This is a genomic window from Nocardia sp. NPDC050406 (assembly GCF_044459025.1).
GTDB lineage: Bacteria > Actinomycetota > Actinomycetes > Mycobacteriales > Mycobacteriaceae > Nocardia.
In genome coordinates, this window is sequence record NZ_JBITIM010000003.1 from 166,503 (window position 1) to 186,361 (window position 19,859).

Genomic DNA, 19,859 nt, shown 5'->3' on the forward strand with positions numbered 1-19,859 from the left:
ACAGGTCCATTCTTTTGATTGCCTCTCCGATTTGAGAGTGTCTCTCATTTGCTAGAGCCCGTCAAAACATGTCATGTCATGCACCTGAGCAGGGCGAACCGGCATTTCGCCAACTTCCGAACTTGCCGAGACGGACCGCCGTCGGACTGCTAATTTCTGCGCAGTCCGATCTCGAATTCCACTGAACCCCAGTGGATCCGGACGCCTAAGGATCGAAATGAGCGTTGAGTCAACAGAATCCGAAACCCCGCTACACCTGCGCGGTCGCGACGCCGTGATCGCCGCGGCCGCGCCCGAGCAGTGGCGGGCGGAGGTTCCCGAATACCACCTCAGCAAGGAGGTGCTGCCGAAGGAGCGCAGCACCACGCACGCGCCCGGCTCGCTGGAGGCCATCGTCGAGGATCTGGTGAAGGTCTTCGAAATGGAGGTCTCGCACAAGAAGGATCCGGCCACCTGGGTGTCCCTGGTCGCCGAGCACTACCGCGGCCGGGTCAACGGCGGACCGTGGCAGGATGCCGAGGAGTTCGCGCGAACCGGCAGCTACAACATCCTCATCGGCGAGAACCCGTACTACCCGGGCGGCCAGAGCTTCGAGTCCTCGCACGACATCTTCCACACCGCCTTCCCCGGCGGATTCTTCTGGGAGGTCCTGGAAGTGCTCTCCGGCCCGCCGACGGTCACCGTCAAATGGCGGCACTGGGGTCGCTACACCGGCGAATACCAGGGCCACCAGCCCACCGGTGAGCTCATCGAGATGACCGGAATCACCATCGCGAAGGTCAGCGACGACCTGCGCATCCTCGAACTCGAGCACTTCTACGACAACAACAAACTGCTCGGCCCCCTCGCGCACGGCTGCCCCGTCACGAAGTCGACGGAATAGCCTTTCCCGCAACAGATTCGACTGCCGCCCTCGTCATCAGCGCGCAGCCCAACGCTTTTCGCCGCGGTCGAATCCGGGCGTCACCGACAACCGCGAGTCGGCGACGCCCCAGTACGGGCAAAGCCCACCCGACATGCTGTCCGACCGACCAGAATTGGGCATGGTGCGAGATGTCCCGAGGCCCCCTTTAAGCTCGACCGCGATGAGCACTCGACGCCGCGGGCTTGCGCCCCACGACACCGAACCGGCTCCCATTCCACGTCGCCCGGCGGGGCGTGGCCGGGCCTCGATGATCACCGCAGCCCTGCTCGCGGCCGGTCTCACCGCGCTGACCGGTCTCGGCCCGCAGCCCGGCTCGGCCTCGGCGCAGCCGCCCACCACCGTCACCACGACCCCGTTCACCACGCCCAACACCGACAACTGTCCGCAGAAGACCTCTCCCCCACCGCCCGTCGACACCTCCGAGGTGCCCGCGCCGGGCCAGCCGACGCCGACGCCCCTGGCCGTTCCGGACGAGCCGATCGGCGGGACCAAGCTCGGTGGCTGCGGGGTGCTGTTGCCCAAGGGCGCGCCCCAAGTGCCGGAGGGGATTTCGGCGACCGCGTGGATGGTGTCGGATCTCGATACCGGCGCGGTGCTGGCGGCCAAGGACCCGCACGGGCGCTATCGGCCCGCCTCCACCATCAAGGTGCTGCTGGCGGCGGTGGCGCTGCGCGCCCTGGACAAGAACAAGGTGGTGACCGGCACCCAGGAGGACGCGAATGTCGACGGCACCGCGGTGGGTATCGGCCCGGGTGGCAAATACACGAATCTGCAACTTTTCCAGGCGCTCATCATGGCCTCGGGCAATGACGCCGCACACGCCATCGCCGCGCAGCTGGGCGGGGACGCGGCCACCGTCGCCAAGATGAACGACCACGCGAAACGGTTGCAGGCCTTCGACACTCGCGCCGCCACGCCCTCGGGCCTGGACGGTCCGGGTATGAGCACCTCGGCCTACGACCTGTCGGTGCTGTTCCGCGATGCCATGAGCATTCCGCTGTTCGCCGAGCTGATCCACACCGAAGAGGTGGATTTCCCGGGGTATCCGGCCGATCCCCGGAATCCGGACGACAAGGACCACCCGGGGTACCCGATCGCCAACGACAACCATCTGCTCTTCGAATATCCGGGCGCGCTCGGCGGCAAGACCGGATTCACCGACGATGCCCGCCAGACCTTCGTGGCCGCCGCCCAACGCGATGGACGCCGCCTGGTGGTGACGCTGTTGCAGGCCGAGGTGCGCCCGCTGCGGCCGTGGGAGCAGGCCGCGAAGCTGCTCGACTACGGTTTCGCGCTTCCCGACAGCGCGAGCATCGGCGCGCTGCCCGGTTCCGAGGAGTCCGCGACATCCACCGATCCCTCCGTGGCACTGGCGAATCCGCCCATGTCCGGTGATACCGCCGCTCCGGCGCGCACCCGCGACCACGACAATCTGCGCATCACCCTCATGGTGGGCGGCATCATTCTGGTGCTGGTTCTGCTCGACGGAGCCCGGCGGCTCAATCGCCGCCACTGAGGGTCAGCGGCGGCGCCGCAGCGATTGCAGCACCCCGGCCACCACCGCACCCGCACCGAACAGCGCCGCGCCCATCTCCGGGCTGAGGCCGCGCTCCCGCACCCGCGCTTCGATGACCGCGGGTGCGGGCGGGGCGATCTCGGCCTGCACCTCGTTCTCCCGGGCGGTGGCCGCCCACGCGGTGGCGAACAGAATGATGCGCGCGGTGATGTAGCTGAACACCATGAGCCCGATGATCGGACCGAAGGCCACCCCCGCCGGACTGTTGGTGACCTTCTTCAGCAGCAATGTGGCCAGCTGCTTGAAGATCTCGAAGGCGATGGCCGCCATGAGCGCCGCCCGGGCCGCACTGCGCAGCGTCACCGCGTGGCGCGGCATGCGCGCGATGATCCAGGCGAACAGCGCCCAGGTGGCCAGCACCGCCAGCACCAGCGACAGCGCCGTCAACAGCACGGTGGCCCAGGGCGCGTTCTCGACGCCCATGCGCCGCAACAGACTTCCGGCCAGCCCGCTGCCCGCGAGGATCGAGAGCCCCAGCGACACCACCGCCGCCAGCCCGAGTCCGATGAGCGCCAGCAGATCCGAGACCTTGGTGTGCAGCCAGTCGCTCTCCTCGGCCTTCTGCTCCCACTGCTCGGTGAGCGCGGCGCGCAGATTCGCCACCCAGCCCAATCCGGAGTAGAGGCCCGCGGCCAAGCCGATCACGCCCACCCCCGTACGGGATTCGATGGCCTGATCGATCAGTTCGTTGAGCTGGTCGCCCGCCGAGCCGGGAATGTTCTCGACGATCTTGGCCTGGATCTCGGTGAGCAGATCCGGATTGCTGGCCAGGATGAAACCGGCGATGGCGAAGCCGACCATGAGCATCGGAAACAGCGACAGCACCGTGAAGTACGTAATGCCCGCCGCGTAGTAGTCGCCGCGCTGGCGCTGGTACTGCCCGCCCGCGCGGACCATGTGGTCCAGCCACGGGCGCGCTTGAATCCAGCCCTCGATCCGCGCTTTGACCTTGTCGAACACCGCTCACCTCCACCATGGCCCCGCAGGCGCGGCGGGAGCGGCCACCGCAGCTCAGCGTGCGAGGAAACCGACCCGGTCGTACACCTGCGCGAGGGTCTTGCTGGCGACCTCCCGTGCCCGCTCCGCGCCGACGGCGAGGATGCGATCGAGTTCGCCCTGGTCAGCCATATACTCTTCCACCTTCGCCTGCATAGGCGCGACAAATTCGATCAGCGCGTCGGCGGTGGTGGCCTTGAGATCCCCGTAGCCCTTGCCCACGAAGTCCTGTTCCAGGGTGACGATCGGGGTCTCGGTGAGGGCGCTGAGAATGGTCAGCAGGTTCGACACGCCCGGCTTGTTCTCCGGGTCGTAGCGGATCTCGCGCTCGGTGTCGGTGACGGCCGAGCGAATCTTCTTGGCGGAGACCTTGGGATCGTCGAGCAGGTTGATCAGACCCGCGTCGCTGGAGGCCGACTTGCTCATCTTGGCGGTCGGATCCTGCAGGTCGTAGATCTTGGCGGTGCCGGAGACGATATGCGCCTCGGGCACCACGAAGGTCTTCTTGAAGCGAGTATTGAAGCGCTGCGCCAGATTTCGGGTGAGTTCGAGGTGCTGGCGCTGATCCTCGCCGACCGGAACCAGTTGCGGGCGGTAGAGCAGGATGTCGGCGGCCATGAGCACCGGGTAGGTGAACAGGCCGACCGTGGCGTTCTCGGAGCCCTGCTTGGCCGACTTGTCCTTGAACTGAGTCATCCGGCTGGCCTCACCGAAACCGGTGATACAGCTCAGGACCCAGGTCAGCTCCGCGTGCTCGGGCACGTGCGACTGCACGAACAGGGTCGACTTCTTCGGATCGACCCCGGCCGCGAGCAACTGGGCGACCGAGACCTTGGTGCGCTTGCGCAGCGCCTTGGGGTCCTGCGCGACGGTGATGGCGTGCAGGTCGGGAATGAAGTAGAAGGCGTCGTAGTCGTCCTGCAGGCCGACCCAATACTGCACCGCGCCAAGGTAGTTGCCGAGATGGAACGAATCGCTGGTCGGCTGGATCCCGGAGAGAACCCGCTGCTTGCGTTCAGGCGCTGGTGCAGGATTGGACATACCCCCGATCTTCCCACGGCGGGTCCATCGGATTTCCGGCCCCCTGAGGACCCGTCGCTCAGGCTCCCAATCGCGCCGCGAGCGGGCGCGGGTCGACGCCGGGCATGCTGGGGCGACCCGAATCGACCAGTTGCTGTTCGCGCTTGGTGAGCAGCCGATAGAGCGGATGGCTGGGTCCCGAGAGCGGGCCGCGCAGGGGTTTGGGCACCAGCGGCGGCGCGATGTGCGCGGTGCGGACGCCTTGGGCCATGGCCCGATAGGCGAGTTCGTCGGTGATCCGCCACTTCACGCCGAACATGTCGCGAATGCGCGGCGGCAGACTGCCCTGGACCAGCAGGTTGAAGCCGCTGGCCGCCTGCTGCAAGGGCATCGGCATCGGGTAGGCGATCTTGTGGCCCATGAGGTACGAGCCGACCAGTTTGGCCTCGTCGGTGAGGAAGAGTTCATCCGAGGCCAGGTAGGCGTCGAAGGACGCGCGGAACTGCGCGTAGGTGGCGGGCGCGGCCGAGCGCGGCATGCCGAACAGCTCACCCCAGCGGCAGTAGTCCTGGTACAGGCCCTCGCGCTCGGTATCGGTGAGACGGCGCACCAGCAGGTCGTGCATGACCTCGGCGGAGTCGAAGGTGAAGGCCATGGTCATGTACATCAGATGCGGATCGCGCGCGGAGTAGCGGGTACCGGCCGGATGCTTCTCGCCCGCGTCCTCGGGCAGCCCGCCCTGTACGGGGGCGTGCCGCTTGCGCGTGAAGGCCAGGGCGCGGTCGGCTTCGGCCTTGCTGCCCAGGAACACCGCCTCGAACAGGCGGCCGGTGAGGGCGAGCCGGGTGTAGGGCGTCTGCCGGTGCTGGGTGTTCTCGGCGGTGCCGACATAGAGCAGCGGATTCACCGCGCCGATGACCAGCGCCCGCTGCCCGTAGGTCAGGCCCACCGCGCGTTTGCGCATGACGCGCCGGATCATCGAATCGTCGGAGAAGTAGCCCGGTTCGGCTGCATGGGCAGGCATCGTCGCCTCCAGTCGTGTGACGCACGTCAATCTGGCATCAGCATCCACCAGAATCACAATTCTGGCAAGACCCCCTACCAAAACTGCGACCGTGCCACAATCGCCTCGTGACCAGGCAGCGAACCTACGGGGGCGTCTCAGCGGAAGAACGCCGCGCGCAACGGCGAAACGCGCTGCTCGAGGCCGCGCTGGAGATTCTCGGCACCGAGGGGCTGGACCGGCTGACCGTCGCGGGGCTGTGCACCCGCGCGGGCCTCAACGAGCGCTACTACTACGAACAGTTCGACAGCCGCGAGGCCGTGCTCGAGGCCGTCTTCGACGCCATCGCCGAGGAATTGGCCGCCGCGGTACTGCGCGCACTGCTCACCGCGCCCGCGGATACGCGCGGCAAGGCCCATGCGGCCGTCGCCGCCGGTATCGGCGTACTCACCGACGATCCGCGCAAGACCCGGGTGGCCCTGCTGGTCAGCTCCTCCTCGCCCGAATTGCGTTCGCGCACCACGCACAACATCAAGGCGTTCGCGAATCTGGTTGCCGCCGAGGGCATCGACTTCTACGGCATCACCGACGCCGAGCCCGATCCGGCCATCGGCTTCCGCGCGACCTATCTGGTGGGCGGGCTCATGCAGACCCTCGCCAGCTGGTCCCAAGGGGATCTGCCGATGAGCCGCGACCAGCTCATCGACGAGATCACCGAGGTTTTCGTCCTGCTCGGCGAGGATCTGGCGCACCGAATCCGGCACGCCTGAACGGGTTTTCGCGCGCTAGCCGAAATCGGGGTCGAGGCGGGCCGCGGTGAGGCCCGCCGGGGCCGGGCCTTGCAGGATCACCCGGAAGATCACCTCTTCGTCCGCCCAGTACCGCGCGCAGTCGGCCATGGCCTCGGCGAACCAGGCGCGCTGGCGCGGCTCGTCGGCGAGCAGTTGCGCGGCGTCGTAGACGAGCAGGACGTACTGCTCCGCCGCGCCGAGGGTGTCGTCCAGATCGCGCATGCAGTCGTCGAAGGCGTCGGCGTTCTCACCGAAGTAGTAGCCGAATTGCAGGGCGGCGGCGAATTCGTCGTAGAGCGCCGCGACGGTGCGCATCTTCTTGCCGCGCAGCACCCGCGTCTGATGGCCCACCGAGCGGCGCAGGCCGCTGAAGCGCTGGGCATCCATGGCGAGCGAACCCAGGGCGGGCATGTTCAGCGCCATCTCGGTGAGGTGCGCCTGCGGGGTGGTGAGCGGGGTCAGAAAACGGGTGAGGCGAATCGATTCGGCCATCAGCGCATCCTCGTGAAGGTGTTGTAGTGGTCGCCGGTGTACCAGGCGGATCCGTCGCTGCCGGTGACTATGCGCTCGGCGCCCCGATCCTGGCCCTTGCGTTTGGGATTCACGTCCCACTCCCGGTACGTGATCGACTGTCCCGAGGCGTCCTTCTGAGGTAGTTGACGGTTGCGGTTGAAATAGGTGTCGCCGCCACGGGTTCCGGGCGCGTCGGCGGAATCGGGCCAGCGGCCCGCGTCGATCTCGACCAGCGTCACGTAGGCACGATCGGGGACGCCCGCGGCACGGCTGACCGGTGCGGGAGTGGATGTCCCCGCGGCCCTGCCGGTGTCGGCGGGGCCGGGTTTCGGCGCGGTGGTCGAGGTGGACGCGGGCCGATTCGCATTGGGAGAGCCGGTATCCCGGGAGCCATCGCCCCGGGAGACCAGCACCGCGACCACGAGCATCGCCACGGCGGCTCCGAGCAGGAGCCAGGCGCGCAGGCGCGGTGAGATGCTCACCGGTATTGCACCGTGACGGGGGCGTGGTCGGACCAGCGCAGCGCGTAGGTGGCGGCGCGTTCCACCACGGCCTGCTTGGCGCGGGTGGCGATATCGCCGCGGGCGAGGTGGTAATCGATGCGCCAACCCGCGTCGTTGTCGTAGGCGCGGCCGCGATAGGACCACCAGCTGTAGGGTCCGTCGATCCCTGGATGCAGTTCGCGCACCACGTCCACATAACCGGCGGCGATCATGCTGGATACCCACGCCCGCTCCTGCGGCAGGAATCCGGCGTTCTTGATATTGCCCTTCCAGTTCTTGATGTCGAGTTCGGTGTGGCCGATATTCCAGTCCCCGCAGATGACGAAGTCGCGGGTCTGCGCGGTCATGCGCGCGCCCACCGCGTCGAGGAAGCGGTACTTCTCGTCCTGCATCGGCGTGTCCGCCTCACCGGTGTGGACGTACACGCTGGCCACGGTGAAGTCGTCGAACTCGGCCTCGAGGTAGCGGCCGGTACCGCCGAATTCGGCACTGGGAACCCAGGTTCCGTTCTCCTCCCGACCGATGCCGACGCGCACCGCGTTCGGTTCGCGGCGGGACAGGATCGCTACCCCGGCCCGCCCCTTCGCACCGGGTTCGGCGAGGGACAGGAACCATCCGGCATCCAGTGCGGGGGCCAGTGCCGCACGCGTCTGCTCATCGGTTGCCCGCGTCTCCTGTAGGCAGATGATGTCGGCTTCGGTGGCGGCCAGCCACTCGAGCATCCCCTTGCCGGTCTTTCCGGTGGCCGCGCGGATTCCGTTGACGTTGATCGTAGAGATGATGGTGGGCACGGTACGACCGTACAATGCCGCTATACCACTTTCCTCTGGGACATCGAGGTCCAGGAAGGGGTGATGACGATGACGTCAGGCACCGCCAAGCCCGCCACCCCGCTCGCGCCGATGAAGGCCCTTCACATGGGTTCCGGCGAACCGCTGCTCCTGCTGCACGGGTTCATGCTCTCCCCACACTGCTGGGAACAGGTGGCGGAGCGGATGGCGAGCCACTGCGAGGTCTTCGCACCGTCTCTCACCGGGCATTGGGGCGGACCGGATTTCACCGGCTGGTACCTCGATGTCAGTGCCCTTGCCGACCGGATCGAGGATCAGCTCGACGAAATGGGTTGGCGGACATGTCATATAGCGGGCAATTCGCTCGGCGGGTGGGTCGGCTTCGAGCTGGCGCGGCGCGGCCGGGCCCGTACGCTCACCGCCATCGCCCCGGCAGGCGGCTGGCAAACACCGTCCACCTTGCAGTTCCGGGTGGGGTTGAAGTTCCTGTCGCTGGTGCCGGTGGTGGAGGTCGGCAGACGGCTGCCCGATGCCATCACCTACAGCGCGCCCATCCGCCAGGCGGTGTCGGTACTGCTCACCAAGAACACCGCGGCCGCCTCGCGTCGAGGTGTGCTGGCGGCCATCACCTCCGCGCTGAACTGCCGGGCCATGATCCCCATGCTCGTGGGCGGGCTGCGCGCCCCCTGCCTGGAGGATCTCGGGGACCTGAAAACCCCTGTGCGCCTGCTGATGTGCGAGCACGACCACATCATCCCCAATCGCGTGTACGCCCGACGGTTCCTCAAGGAGCTGCCGGATTCCGCCGACCGCATCATGATTCACGGCGTCGGCCACGTGCCCATGCTGGAAGCGCCGGACCGCATCGCGACCCTCATCGCCGAACACGTCTACGCCAGCCGCACGCGCCTGCGCGCGGTCTAGAACACCGTGGGGCGGTGGCGAATTCGAGTGCCGAGTCTCGGGCGGCACCCGAATCGCGACCGGCACTCGGCAGCAGAGCGCCTCGATCTCGGCGAGCGCCGGTTCAATTGTCGAGGCCGCGCGCACGCTGCTCGTAGGCGCGCCGGGCCTCCTGGTCCACGTCGTCGAGGAAGGTGTGCTCCAAACCGAAACGGCGGGCCAGGTATTCGCCCCCGGCGCGGGGCAGCAGCCGTTTGGTGAGCGATACCAGCAGCCCGGCGGCGCGGGTCACGGCCACGCGGGGGCGCGGGGTGGTGATGAGCTTGGCCACCGCCTCGGCGATATCCGAGGGCTCGGCGTTCTTCAGGCCCTTGGCACCGGCCGTGCCCGCGATGAGTTCGGTATTGGTGAAAGTGGGCAGCACCGCGCAGAAGCGCACACCGCTGGTTCGGTATTCGACGCGCAGCGAATCGGTGAGCGCGAGCACCGCCGCCTTGCTGGCGCAGTAGGTGGCCAATCCGGGCGTCGGCGTCTCCCCGGCGAGCGAGGCGATATTGATGACGGTGCCGCGGCCGCGCGGCACCATGCGCTGCGCGGCCAGTTTGCTGCCCACCGCCACGCCGTAGACGTTGATGTCGAGAATGCGGCGGGTGACGCGGTCGGGCTCCTCGACGAAGGGGTTGGCGGGCATGATGCCCGCATTGTTGACGAGTACGTCCAGTGGCCCCAAGCGCCGTTCCACCTCGTCGAGGAAGGTCGCGAAACCATCGGGGTCGGTGACATCGAGCTTGCCGTAGACCTCCAGCCCGAGATCGGCTCCGGCCTCCTTGACCTTGGCCTCGTCCACATCGCCGATGGCGACCTGCGCGCCCAGATCACGCAGTCGACGCGCGGTCGCGAAACCGATGCCGCGCGCGCCGCCGGTGATCACCACGACCTTGCCCGCAATGCTTGCCGCCGAAGTCATTTCGCCTCCACTCCGGGGCCGGGTACCGGCCCGGTTCCATTCCTCCGGTCGGTCAGCACGGCCGCCGGGTCATCGCTTCCATGGTTCATCGGGCCCGTCCGCCCCGCAGGCATTCCGTCGAATCGGTCATCCCGCCCTTTCCGGGCGGTCGATCGCTCGCGCGGTGAGGTCGAGCAGCAGGCGGGTCACCTCGTCGGGCTGATCCAGCTGCGGGCAGTGGCCCGCACGCGGCAGCACCACCAATTCGCTGCCAGGCAGCAAGGCGTGCAGTGCCCGGGAAGCCGCCACCGGAATGACGCGGTCGTGCGCGCCGTGCACGATGAGCGTGGGGCAGGACACCGCGAGAGGTCCATGCGTGTACGGGTTTTCGCGCGCGTAGCGGACGGCATCTCGGGCGCGCTCGGCCGCCGCGGCCATGGTCGGGATCGAGCGCACCGCCGTGGCGACGAAGGCCGGGTCGGCGCGAAATCCCGGGCCGTAGATCAGCTTCGAGACGCCCAAGGCCACCACCGCGTGCACCACGCGATCGGGTACGGGGAGCCGACCCAGCAGGTCGAACAGACCGGTGTAGTCGCGGCGGCGCGTCAGCCGGGCCAACCAGTGCCGGGCCAGAATGGGCTCGTCCAAGGTCGCCAGGGCGGCCACCCGACCGTCGCGATCCCGAGCGGCGGCGCGCAGGGCGGTCGCCGCACCGAGCGAATTGCCCGCCAGCACAACCGGTCCGTGCGCGGCGACGAGAGCGTCGGCGAAGGCATCGAACTGCGGGCTCAGCGGTCCGGGCCGCCGCGGCTGCGCCAGTCCGAAGCCGGGCAGGTCCACCGCCAGGGCGCGGCGGCCCGCCGCCGCCAGGCGGATCAGCACCTCGCGCCAGGTGTCGGCGCTGTCGCAATAGCCGTGCAGCAGCACGATTGTCGGCCCCGCCCCCGCCACCGACAGTTCACGAGTGCGCACTCCGGCGTACTCGCTCATGGCCTCCGTCACGACGCTGTGCGCGGATGGCGTCATCGCCAGGCTCCTCTTATCTTGTGCCGCAGCGTTTTTGGATCAATCGGCACGAAGCCGCCTGCACCGGGCGGGCGGCCCCGTTCGATTGCCGTCGGCGTTTACGCGAGCAGGCCCTTGGCGACGTGGGTCACCTGGATCTCATTGCTGCCCGCATAGATCATCAGCGACTTGGCGTCGCGGGCAAGCTGTTCCACGCGGTACTCGGTCATATAGCCGTTGCCGCCGAACAGCTGTACGGCCTCCATGGCCACGTCGGTGGCGGCCTCGGAGGAGTACAGCTTCATGGCCGAGGCCTCGGCCAAGCTGGGCGGCTTGCCCGCGCGACCGCGCTCGAGGGCGTTGAACACCATGTTCTGCACATTGATTCGCGCGACCTCCATCTTGGCGAGCTTGAGCTGCACCAATTGGAAGCGGCCGATCTCCTGGCCCCAGAGCTTGCGGCTCTTGGCGTACTCCACACAGAGCCGGTGGCATTCGTTGATGATGCCCAGCGACATGAACGCCACGCCGAGCCGCTCGGCGGTGAAACTCGAACGGGCGCTTTCGCGTCCGTCGCCGCCCTTGTGCTCCTCGGTCTCGCCGAGCAGCCGGTCCTTGGACAGGCGCACATTGTCGAAGAACAGCTCACCGGTGGGCGAGGAGTGCAGGCCCATCTTCTTGAAGGGCTTGCCTTGGGTGAAGCCCTCCATCCCCTTGTCCAGGACGAAGGTGAGCACCTTGCGCTCGCGTTTGTCCGCGCCGTCGCCCTCGTCGAGCTTGGCGTAGACCACCACCACGTCGGCGAACGGGCCATTGGTGATGAAGGTCTTCTGGCCGTTGAGGATGTAGTCCTCGCCGTCGCGCTTGACGTAGGTCTTCATACCGCCGAACGCGTCCGACCCCGAATCCGGTTCGGTGATCGCCCAGGCCGCGACCTTCTTCATGGTCACGATATCGGCGAGCCAGCGCTCCTTCTGAGCGAGGGTGCCGCGCGACATGATGGTGGTGGCGCCGAGGCCGATGGAGACGCCCATGGCGCTGACCAGGCCCATGCAGACCCCGGACAGCTCGCTGATCAGCACCGCCATCATGGATTCCTGGCCGCTGAAGGGACTCTCACCGGAGGACTTCTTGGATTTCTCCGGCAGCGGTTCGCCCGCGGCGAGGGCCTCCTCCTTGGCGCGCTGCTTGGCCAGCATCTTGGTGACGAGCTCACCCGCCATGACATCGATACCGAATTCGCCGAACAGCTTGCGCAGCACCGGGTACGGCGGCATCTCGCCGCTGTCCAGGGCGTCGAGATTCGGGCGCACTTCCTTGTCGATGAACGCGCGCACCGCGCCACGAATCATCTCGTCGGTCTCGGACCACTCGAACATCGTTGTTCTCCTACGGTTTTCGTCCGATTCAGGGCAGCCGGGCGGCGATATCGTCGATGGCCCAGGGGCCCTCGGTCTCGATGGTCTTCACGTCGTGCCAGCCCGCCAGCTCGGAGATGGCTCCGCCCTGCACCGCGAACACCTTGCCGGTGATCGGGCACTTCTCGGTGGCCAGATAGGCCACCAGCGGGGAGATATTGGCCGGGCTGAAGGCGTCGAAACCGCCGTCGGCCACCGCCTCCGCCTCGGCGGCCATCATCGCGCCCATACCGGGCGTGGCCAGGGTGAGGCGGGTGCGCGCGATCGGCGCGATGGCGTTCACGCGCACGCCGTAGCGGGCGAGTTCATCGGCGGCCACCAGGGTGAGCGCGGCGATGGCGGCCTTGGCGGCGCCGTAGTTGGCCTGTCCGGCGTTCGGGACCGTGGTGCCCGAGGCCGAGGCGGTGTTGATCACCGCGCCATTGGGCTGATTGCCCGCCTTGGACTGGTCCTTCCAGTAGGCGGCGGCATGGCGCAGCACGGCGGCGTGGCCCTTCAGGTGCACCGCGATCACCGCGTCCCACTGCGACTCCTCCATGCCCGCGAGGAAGGCGTCGCGCAGGATACCGGCGTTGTTCACCACCACATCGAGGCGGCCGAACTCCGAAACAGCCTGGTCCACCAGGTTTTTCGCGCCCTGCCAGTCGGCGACGCTGTCGGTGTTCGCGATCGCTCGCCCCCCTGCGGCGACGATTTCGTTCACCACCTCCTGCGCGGGACCGGCATCGGCGCCCTCACCGGCATTGCTGCCGCCGAGATCGTTCACCACCACCGCCGCGCCCTCGCGGGCGAACAGCAGCGCGTGTTCGCGTCCGATGCCACGACCGGCACCGGTGATGACTGCGACGCGACCGTCGAGTACACCCATTGATCAGCTCCTTGCGAAAGTAGTTCAGTCGGCGACGACGGCCAGGCCGTCGGACAACACCAGGTCGGTTCCGCGCCCGGTCTCGAATGCGTAGGTGGTGCGGCCGTTCTCGCTGCCCGTGCGCCAGATCCGGGTCTCCAGATCGTCGTTCGGGAAGACCATCTTCGAGAAGCGCACGGCGAAGCGCTTCAGCCGGTTCACATCCGAATCCGCCACCTCGGTGAGCACCGCCCACGACGACATGGCCATGGTGCACAGGCCGTGCGCGATGATGCCGGGCAGTCCGGCGTCCTTGGCCACCTGCTCGTCGAGGTGCAGCGGCACCGGATCACCGGAAGCCGGTGCGTAGCGGTAGGTCTGGTCGGCGTCGACATGCGCGGGCACGGTGGCCAGCGGCGGCTGCTGGGACAGCGCGGGATCGAACTTGTGCGCCGGAGCGCCCTCGCCGACCCTCGGTCCGGCATTGAGGTTGCGGAAGAAGGCGGTGAGGTACTGCTCGTTGACCAGTTCCCCGTCCTCGGCGCGGCATTCGATGAGGACGGTGATGGTGGAGCCGTTGTCCTTGCCCTCGTAGCCGATCACCTTGGCGCGCGAGGAGAGCTTGTCACCGGGCCGGATCGGGCGGTGGAAGTGGAAGTCCTGCTCGCCGTGCACCACCCGGCCGAAGATGTGCATCGGCACCACATCGATGATCGGCACCATCATGGCGTCGAAGACCGGCACGATGCCGAAGATCGGCGGTGCCACATCGCCTTTCAGGTGCGCCTCGATGGGATCGTTGGTGGCCGCGGCGTACTCCGCGATCCGTTCCCGCGTGACCTCGAACGGCTCCTCGTCGGACCAGACGTTCAGGCCCGCGGGATCGAATTCGACTGCGGTACTGGTCATCTCACGCCGCCGCGGCAAGGGCGTCGAGCTGCGCGAGGGTCTTGTCGAGCTGGGTCAGGCCGTCCTTCTCGACCGCCTTGCCGAGTGCGCCCTTGATGAGCGCGCCCTCGAAGTCACCGGAGACGGAGAACTTGGTGCCCTCGCCCTCGGCGGTGATGTCGAAGGTGAACTGCACCTTCACCCCGGCCATGCCGGTGCCGCTGAGCACCATCTTGGTGGGGGCGTCGACGCTCTCCACCACCCATTCGATCTTGTTGGCCATACCCAGCATGACGATCTTGGCGACCAGCTTGGCGCCCGGGGCCAGCGCGGCCGGGGGCTCCTCGATCCAGCGCTCGTGGATGGAGAACCACTTGTCCCAGGTCTGCGGGTCGGAGACGACCGCCCACAGCGCCTCGGGGGTGGCGGAGAGGTTCTTGCTGGCTTCGATGTGTCCCATGGTGAAAGCTCCTTTGGTTCCCCGTGCTCCCGGCTGCCGCCGGGAGCACGGAATCGATATGTGGGGAGGTTGGGGTGGGCGCGCTCCCCCTGCCGTTCGTATTTCGCTGTGCCGCGCCGCTTTTCAGCGTTCGGCGCGCTGGTAGGCGGTGACGATGGCCGCGCCGCCCAGGCCGATGTTGTGCTGGAGGGCCGCGGTGACGTTGTCGACCTGACGCTTGTCGGCGGTGCCGCGCAACTGCCAGGTGAGTTCCGAGCACTGCGCCAAACCCGTTGCGCCCAAGGGGTGTCCCTTGGAGATGAGGCCGCCGGAGGGGTTCACGACCCACTTGCCGCCGTAGGTGGTGGCATTGTCGTCGATGAGCTTGCCCGCCTCGCCCACGGCACACAGGCCCAGCGCCTCGTAGGTGAGCAGTTCGTTGGCCGAGAAGCAGTCGTGCAGCTCGATGACCTGGAAATCCTCCGGACCGAGGCCCGCCTGCTCGTACACCCGCTGTGCGGCTTGGACATTCATATCGAAGCCGATGAGGTTCTTGGCGCTGCCGTCGAAGGTGGAGGCGAAGTCGGTGGTCATGGCCTGACCCACGATCTCCACCGCCTGCCCGGCCAGCCCGTGCCGGTCCACGAAGTCCTCACTGGCGAGGATGACCGCGCCGGACCCGTCGGAGGTGGGCGAGCACTGCAGTTTGGTCAGCGGGTCGTAGATCATGCGCGAGCCCAGGATGTCGTCGAGCGAATACTCGTCCTGGAACTGCGAATACGGGTTGTTGACCGAGTGCTTGTGGTTCTTGTAGCCGATCTTGGCGAAGTGTTCGGCGGTGGTGCCGTAGAGCTTCATGTGCTCGCGTCCGGCCGCGCCGAACATCCACGGGGCCACCGGGAACAGCACCTCGGAGATCTCCGCGAGCGCCAGAATGTGCTTGCCCATGGGCTGTTCGCGGTCGTCCCAGGTGGACTCCAGCGAGCCCGGCTTCATGCGCTCGAAGCCCAGGGCCAGCGTGCAGTCCGCGAGCCCGCCCCGAATCGCCTGTGCCGCAAGGTAGAGCGCGGTCGATCCGGTGGAGCAGTTGTTGTTGACGTTGACGATCGGGATACCGGTCATCCCGAGCTCGTACACGGCGCGCTGACCCGAGGTGGACTCGCCGTACACGTAGCCGACGTAGGCCTGCTGCACCTCGCGGTAGTCGATACCGGCATCGGCGAGCGCCTTGGTCCCCGACTCCCGCGCCATATCCGGGTAGTCCCAGTCGCTGCCGTCCTCGTTCTTGCGACGGCCCGGCTTCTCGAACTTCGTCATGCCGACGCCGACGACGTAGACCTTGTTCGTCATCGAACTCCCTCAGTGTGTTGCCGATCCGAGCGGATCGCTGCGCACAAACATACAACTGTGCATGTAAGTGCGCAATACTCAGCACGCTTCTCGCAGGTCAGAGCGGAAAATAGCCAGGTAGACACCGCATGATCAGACATACAGCCAGACTTGTATGTGTGCGCAACAATCGCGCTGGGCACCCGAATGCGCCATTCGATAGCTGCGATATGTGACCCACGCCACGTGTGAGGTCCCCGTAACGACGACGTAATGGATCGGCAATTGCCCGTCCACAAATGTGTACGAAGTTCAAATGGTTGCTTTGCACGCTGTGAGGTTTGACGGGAGTAGTACGTGGTTGAGGTCGACACCCGGTCGAAGAATTCGGACGGAATAGCCGCCGCCAAGGAGACTTTGGAGGACTACACACTCCGGTTCGCGCCGCGCAGTTATCGCAAGTGGAGTCCGGCCGTGGTCGGAATCTCCGCGCTCGGCGGTATCGCGTATCTGGCGGACTTCGCCATCGGCGCGAATATCGGTATTGCGCACGGCACCGGAAACGCGCTGCTCGGCATTGGTTTCTTCGCGATTGTCGTGATGCTCACCGGGTTTCCGCTCGCGTACTACGCGGCGCGCTACAACCTGGATCTCGACCTGATCACGCGCGGTAGCGGATTCGGTTACTACGGCTCCATCGTGACGAATGTGGTGTTCGCTTCGTTCACCTTCATCTTCTTCGCGCTCGAGGGTTCGATCATGGCCCAGGGCCTGGAATTGGGCCTCGGAATACCGCTCTGGCTGGGTTATCTCGTCTCGACGCTGATTATCTTTCCGCTGGTCATCTACGGTATGAACACCCTCGCCAAGTTGCAGGTGTGGACGACGCCGCTGTGGTTGCTGCTGATGGTGCTGCCCTTCGGATTCCTGCTGGTGCGCCACCCGGACTCGGTCGGCAAATTCTTCGCCTACGGCGGTGAGAACGGTTCGGGCGTCAGCATTTCCGGCACCCTGCTGGCCGCGGGCGTGTGCCTGTCGCTCATCGCGCAGATCGCCGAGCAGATCGACTACCTGCGCTTCATGCCGCCGCGCACCCCGGAGAACTCGCGCCGCTGGTGGGGCTGGATGCTGATGGCCGGTCCGGGCTGGGTGCTCTTCGGCGCGGCCAAGCAGGTCGTGGGTCTGTTCCTGGCGGTCTACCTGATCGCGAATCTGCCTGCCGCACAGGGCATCGCGAACCAGCCGGTGCACCAGTTCCTGGAGATCTACAAGGATATGGTGCCGGGCTGGCTGGCCATGACCCTGGCGGTGGTGCTGGTGGTCATCTCGCAGATCAAGATCAACGTCACCAATGCCTACTCCGGCTCGCTGGCCTGGACCAACTCCTACACCCGGGTCACCAAGACCTACCCGGGGCGGCTGGTCTTCCTGGTGGTGAACCTGGCGATCGCGCTGATCCTGATGGAAGCCAATATGTTCGACTTCCTGAACAATATCCTCGGCTTCTACGCCAACTGCGGTATCGCCTGGATCGTCACCGTCGCCACGGATATCGCCATCAACAAGTACGTCCTGAAGATCTCGCCCAAGGTGCCCGAGTTCCGGCGCGGCATGCTCTACGACTTCAATCCCGTTGGGCTGGTTGGTTTCGGCCTCTCCGCGGTGCTGTCGATCATGACCTTCTTCGGTCTGTTCGGCGATCTGTTGAAGCCCTACTCCCCGCTGGTCGCGGTGGCCGTCTCCTTCCTGGCCACCCCGCTGACGGCCCTGGCCACCAAGGGCAAGTACTACCTGCGTCGCAGTGACGACGGCATCGACGTGCCCATGTTCGACGAGCACGGCAATCCGTCGGGCGAGACGCTGCCCTGCGCGGTCACCGGGATGGAGTTCGAGCGCCCGGACATGATCGCCTCGGCGCAGCCCGGCCCGGAGGGCGAGATCCAGTACATCAGCTCGCTGGCGCTGTCCACGGACAAGGCGGGCATCCACTTGCTGCCCCGTCAGCACTGATCAATCCACGACGAAGCCCCTGTGCGCGAAGGACATTCGCGCACAGGGGCTTCGGTGTCGTCGGGGCCCTTCTAGTCCGTGAGCCTGATCCCCGGCAGCGCCACATCGGCCGCCGTCCGCAGATGTTCCGAGGCGCGCTGCCAACGGCGGTGCGCGCGTTCGTTGTCCGGGTCCACGAAGCTCGACACCAGAATGCCGCGCAGGGCGTCCATGGCGGTGTAGACGAAATCGCGGGCGTCCTTGCGATGCACCTCGTCGGGCACATACCGACTCAAGGCCATGAGCACCGCGTTGTTGACGAACGGCTCGACCTTGCGCACCTCGGCCGCGAGCTCCGGATCGGTGCGACTGGCCACCCAGAGCTCCATGGCCGCGATGAACAGCGGGCCCTGATGCAGTTCCCACAGCGATTCCAGCACCGTCGCGATGGGGTCCGGCCCGGACTTGAACTTGCCAAGTTCCTGCATGGCGGCCTCGGTCCGCCGCTGCGCCAGATGGCTGATGGCCGCCACCACGAGATCGTTCTTCGACCCGAAATGGTGCACCTGCGCGCCCCGGGTGACACCGGCCCGCTCCGCCACCCGCGGCGTGGTGGTACCCGCGTACCCGTACTCGACCAGGCAGTCGATGGTGGCGTCGAGTAGTCTCGTCCGCATCTCACTGCTGCGCTGTTCCTGGGTACGGCGCGGTTGCTTCGAGACTGCGGACGAGGTCATTCCGGTGATTCTACACTTACATGCAGACCTGTACGTAACTGACTACGACTCCGAGGGCGCGAAGTGCCCGGGCCGCGACAGCCATACCGTCAGCGTGAAGAGCAGGACGCCCGCTACCGCCAAGGCGGTACCCACCGCCGCCGGGGCGGTATAGCCCATCCCCGCGGCGATCACCAGACCGCCCAGCCACGCACCCGCGGCATTGGCGATGTTCAAGGCCGCGTGATTGAGGGCGGCGGCGAGGGTTTGCGCCTCGTGCGCCACATCCATCAGGCGGGTCTGCAGCGCGGGAGCCAGCGCGGCTCCGGACGCGCCGACGAGGAAGGCTCCCGCCGCGGCCGTGAAGGGATTGTGCGCCGCTGCGATGAACGCGGCGAGGATGACCACCATGGCGATCAGAGCCGCGAAGATGGCGCGGTCCACGCCACGGTCGGCGAGAATGCCGCCGAGCACATTGCCCGCGACCATGCCCAGGCCGAACAGCATGAGCACGACAGGGACGAAGCCCAAGCGCATTCCGGCCACATCGGTGAGCGTGGTGGTGATGTAGGTGTAGACGGCGAACATGCCGCCGAAGCCGACCGCGCCAACGTGCAGGGTGAGCAGCACCTGCGATTTGCGCAGCGCGCCCAATTCGGTGCGGGGGTCGGTCATGCGAATTCCGGTGAGCTCCGGTACGAATCGCGCGATGGCCGCCACGGTGGCCAGGCCGATCACGGCGACCACCACATAGGCGTCGCGCCAGCCCAGATGTTGACCCATCCAGGTCGCGGCGGGAACGCCGACAACATTGGCGGCGCTCAGGCCCAGCATAACGGCGGCAACCGCCTTGGCCCGCTGCCCCGCCGGTGCCAGGGACGCCGCCGCCAGCGATGCCACGCCGAAGTACGCGCCGTGCGGCAGACCCGAGACGAATCGCGCCGCCACCAAGGTCCCGAACGAGGGCGCGAGCACCGTGGCGACATTGCCCACGGTGAACGCCGCCATCAGGAACAGCAGCAGCTTCTTGCGCGGCACCCGGGCGCAGAGCGCGGCGATCACCGGCGCGCCGACCACCACGCCCAGGGCGTAGGCCGAAACGGCATGTCCCGCAGTGGGTTCGGAGACGTGCATACCACCGGCGATATCGGGCAGCAGGCCCATGGTGACGAATTCCGTGGTGCCGATACCGAATCCGCCCAGCGCCAGCGCCAGCATGGCGGGGATATGCCAGCCGCTCCCCCGCTTCGGCACCGCGCTG

Annotated in this window: 20 protein-coding genes; 5 read left to right on the top strand and 15 right to left on the bottom strand. The window is 67.0% G+C overall.

Annotated features, from left to right (window positions below):
- Positions 1-217: 217 nt before the first annotated feature.
- Both ACIBH2_RS24365 and ACIBH2_RS24370 read left to right on the top strand, forming a co-directional pair.
- Positions 218-883: an ester cyclase gene (locus tag ACIBH2_RS24365; protein ID WP_397121353.1), complete on the top strand. Its 666-nt coding sequence runs from the start codon at positions 218-220 to the stop codon at positions 881-883.
- Positions 884-1,172: 289 nt separating this feature from the next.
- Positions 1,173-2,441, top strand: a complete 1,269-nt coding sequence (locus tag ACIBH2_RS24370; RefSeq protein WP_397122982.1) for a D-alanyl-D-alanine carboxypeptidase family protein — start codon at positions 1,173-1,175, stop codon at positions 2,439-2,441.
- A 3-nt stretch (positions 2,442-2,444) separates the two neighbouring features.
- On the opposite strand, the gene yhjD is transcribed toward ACIBH2_RS24370, so the two are convergent.
- The 3 genes from yhjD to ACIBH2_RS24385 are packed head-to-tail and all read right to left on the bottom strand — an operon-like array spanning position 2,445 to position 5,541.
- A complete protein-coding gene (gene yhjD / locus ACIBH2_RS24375) occupies positions 2,445-3,461 on the bottom strand; it encodes an inner membrane protein YhjD (protein ID WP_397121355.1) in 1,017 nt (338 codons plus the stop codon).
- Positions 3,462-3,512: 51 nt separating this feature from the next.
- Entirely contained in the window at positions 3,513-4,538 is a 1,026-nt protein-coding gene (gene trpS, locus ACIBH2_RS24380) for a tryptophan--tRNA ligase (RefSeq protein WP_397121357.1), read from the bottom strand.
- Positions 4,539-4,596: 58 nt separating this feature from the next.
- Positions 4,597-5,541 carry an oxygenase MpaB family protein gene (locus ACIBH2_RS24385; RefSeq protein WP_397121359.1) on the bottom strand — a complete coding sequence of 315 codons (945 nt, stop codon included), beginning with the start codon at positions 5,539-5,541 and terminating at the stop codon, positions 4,597-4,599.
- A 107-nt stretch (positions 5,542-5,648) separates the two neighbouring features.
- Here ACIBH2_RS24385 and ACIBH2_RS24390 point away from each other — a divergent pair, with 107 nt between their 5' ends.
- A complete protein-coding gene (locus ACIBH2_RS24390; protein ID WP_397121361.1) occupies positions 5,649-6,290 on the top strand; it encodes a TetR/AcrR family transcriptional regulator in 642 nt (213 codons plus the stop codon).
- A 15-nt stretch (positions 6,291-6,305) separates the two neighbouring features.
- Here the strand turns inward: ACIBH2_RS24390 and ACIBH2_RS24395 are convergent, their stop codons facing one another.
- The 3 genes from ACIBH2_RS24395 to ACIBH2_RS24405 are packed head-to-tail and all read right to left on the bottom strand — an operon-like array spanning position 6,306 to position 8,118.
- The gene (locus ACIBH2_RS24395) at positions 6,306-6,803 is read right to left on the bottom strand and encodes a barstar family protein (protein ID WP_397121363.1); all 498 of its coding nucleotides are present in this window, start codon (positions 6,801-6,803) and stop codon (positions 6,306-6,308) included.
- Complete coding sequence (locus tag ACIBH2_RS24400) at positions 6,803-7,306, bottom strand: ribonuclease domain-containing protein (RefSeq protein WP_397121365.1); 504 nt, start codon at positions 7,304-7,306, stop codon at positions 6,803-6,805. Before ACIBH2_RS24400 ends, ACIBH2_RS24395 begins: the two co-directional genes overlap by 1 nt.
- Positions 7,303-8,118: an exodeoxyribonuclease III gene (locus ACIBH2_RS24405; protein ID WP_397121367.1), complete on the bottom strand. Its 816-nt coding sequence runs from the start codon at positions 8,116-8,118 to the stop codon at positions 7,303-7,305. The genes ACIBH2_RS24400 and ACIBH2_RS24405 overlap by 4 nt, the downstream gene beginning before the upstream one ends.
- A 63-nt stretch (positions 8,119-8,181) precedes the next feature.
- On the opposite strand from ACIBH2_RS24405, the gene ACIBH2_RS24410 reads away from it, so the two are divergent.
- Entirely contained in the window at positions 8,182-9,042 is an 861-nt protein-coding gene (locus ACIBH2_RS24410) for an alpha/beta fold hydrolase (RefSeq protein ID WP_397121369.1), read from the top strand.
- Between the two features lie 103 nt (positions 9,043-9,145).
- Here ACIBH2_RS24410 and ACIBH2_RS24415 read toward each other — a convergent pair whose 3' ends face one another.
- From ACIBH2_RS24415 to ACIBH2_RS24445, 7 genes are all read right to left on the bottom strand, one after another.
- Positions 9,146-9,988 carry an SDR family oxidoreductase gene (locus tag ACIBH2_RS24415; RefSeq protein ID WP_397121371.1) on the bottom strand — a complete coding sequence of 281 codons (843 nt, stop codon included), beginning with the start codon at positions 9,986-9,988 and terminating at the stop codon, positions 9,146-9,148.
- Positions 9,989-10,114: 126 nt separating this feature from the next.
- Positions 10,115-10,993 (bottom strand): alpha/beta fold hydrolase, encoded by an 879-nt coding sequence (locus ACIBH2_RS24420; protein WP_397121373.1) that lies wholly within the window; start codon positions 10,991-10,993, stop codon positions 10,115-10,117.
- A 98-nt stretch (positions 10,994-11,091) separates the two neighbouring features.
- Positions 11,092-12,351, bottom strand: coding sequence for an acyl-CoA dehydrogenase family protein (locus ACIBH2_RS24425; protein ID WP_397121375.1), 1,260 nt, complete (start codon positions 12,349-12,351; stop codon positions 11,092-11,094).
- A gap of 28 nt (positions 12,352-12,379) precedes the next feature.
- A complete protein-coding gene (locus ACIBH2_RS24430; RefSeq protein ID WP_397121377.1) occupies positions 12,380-13,258 on the bottom strand; it encodes an SDR family oxidoreductase in 879 nt (292 codons plus the stop codon).
- Positions 13,259-13,282: 24 nt separating this feature from the next.
- Positions 13,283-14,146, bottom strand: coding sequence for a MaoC/PaaZ C-terminal domain-containing protein (locus ACIBH2_RS24435; RefSeq protein ID WP_397121379.1), 864 nt, complete (start codon positions 14,144-14,146; stop codon positions 13,283-13,285).
- 1 nt (position 14,147) lies between these two features.
- Entirely contained in the window at positions 14,148-14,585 is a 438-nt protein-coding gene (locus ACIBH2_RS24440) for an SRPBCC family protein (RefSeq protein WP_397121381.1), read from the bottom strand.
- Between the two features lie 123 nt (positions 14,586-14,708).
- Complete coding sequence (locus ACIBH2_RS24445; RefSeq protein WP_397121383.1) at positions 14,709-15,914, bottom strand: lipid-transfer protein; 1,206 nt, start codon at positions 15,912-15,914, stop codon at positions 14,709-14,711.
- Between the two features lie 336 nt (positions 15,915-16,250).
- Between ACIBH2_RS24445 and ACIBH2_RS24450 the strand changes: the two genes are divergently transcribed.
- Entirely contained in the window at positions 16,251-17,903 is a 1,653-nt protein-coding gene (locus tag ACIBH2_RS24450) for a purine-cytosine permease family protein (RefSeq protein ID WP_397121385.1), read from the top strand.
- 71 nt (positions 17,904-17,974) lie between these two features.
- On the opposite strand, the gene ACIBH2_RS24455 is transcribed toward ACIBH2_RS24450, so the two are convergent.
- On the bottom strand, positions 17,975-18,619 hold the full coding sequence (locus tag ACIBH2_RS24455) for a TetR/AcrR family transcriptional regulator (protein WP_397121387.1): 645 nt from the start codon (positions 18,617-18,619) through the stop codon (positions 17,975-17,977).
- A 42-nt stretch (positions 18,620-18,661) separates the two neighbouring features.
- A complete protein-coding gene (locus tag ACIBH2_RS24460; protein WP_397122984.1) occupies positions 18,662-19,816 on the bottom strand; it encodes an MFS transporter in 1,155 nt (384 codons plus the stop codon).
- Positions 19,817-19,859: the final 43 nt, after the last annotated feature.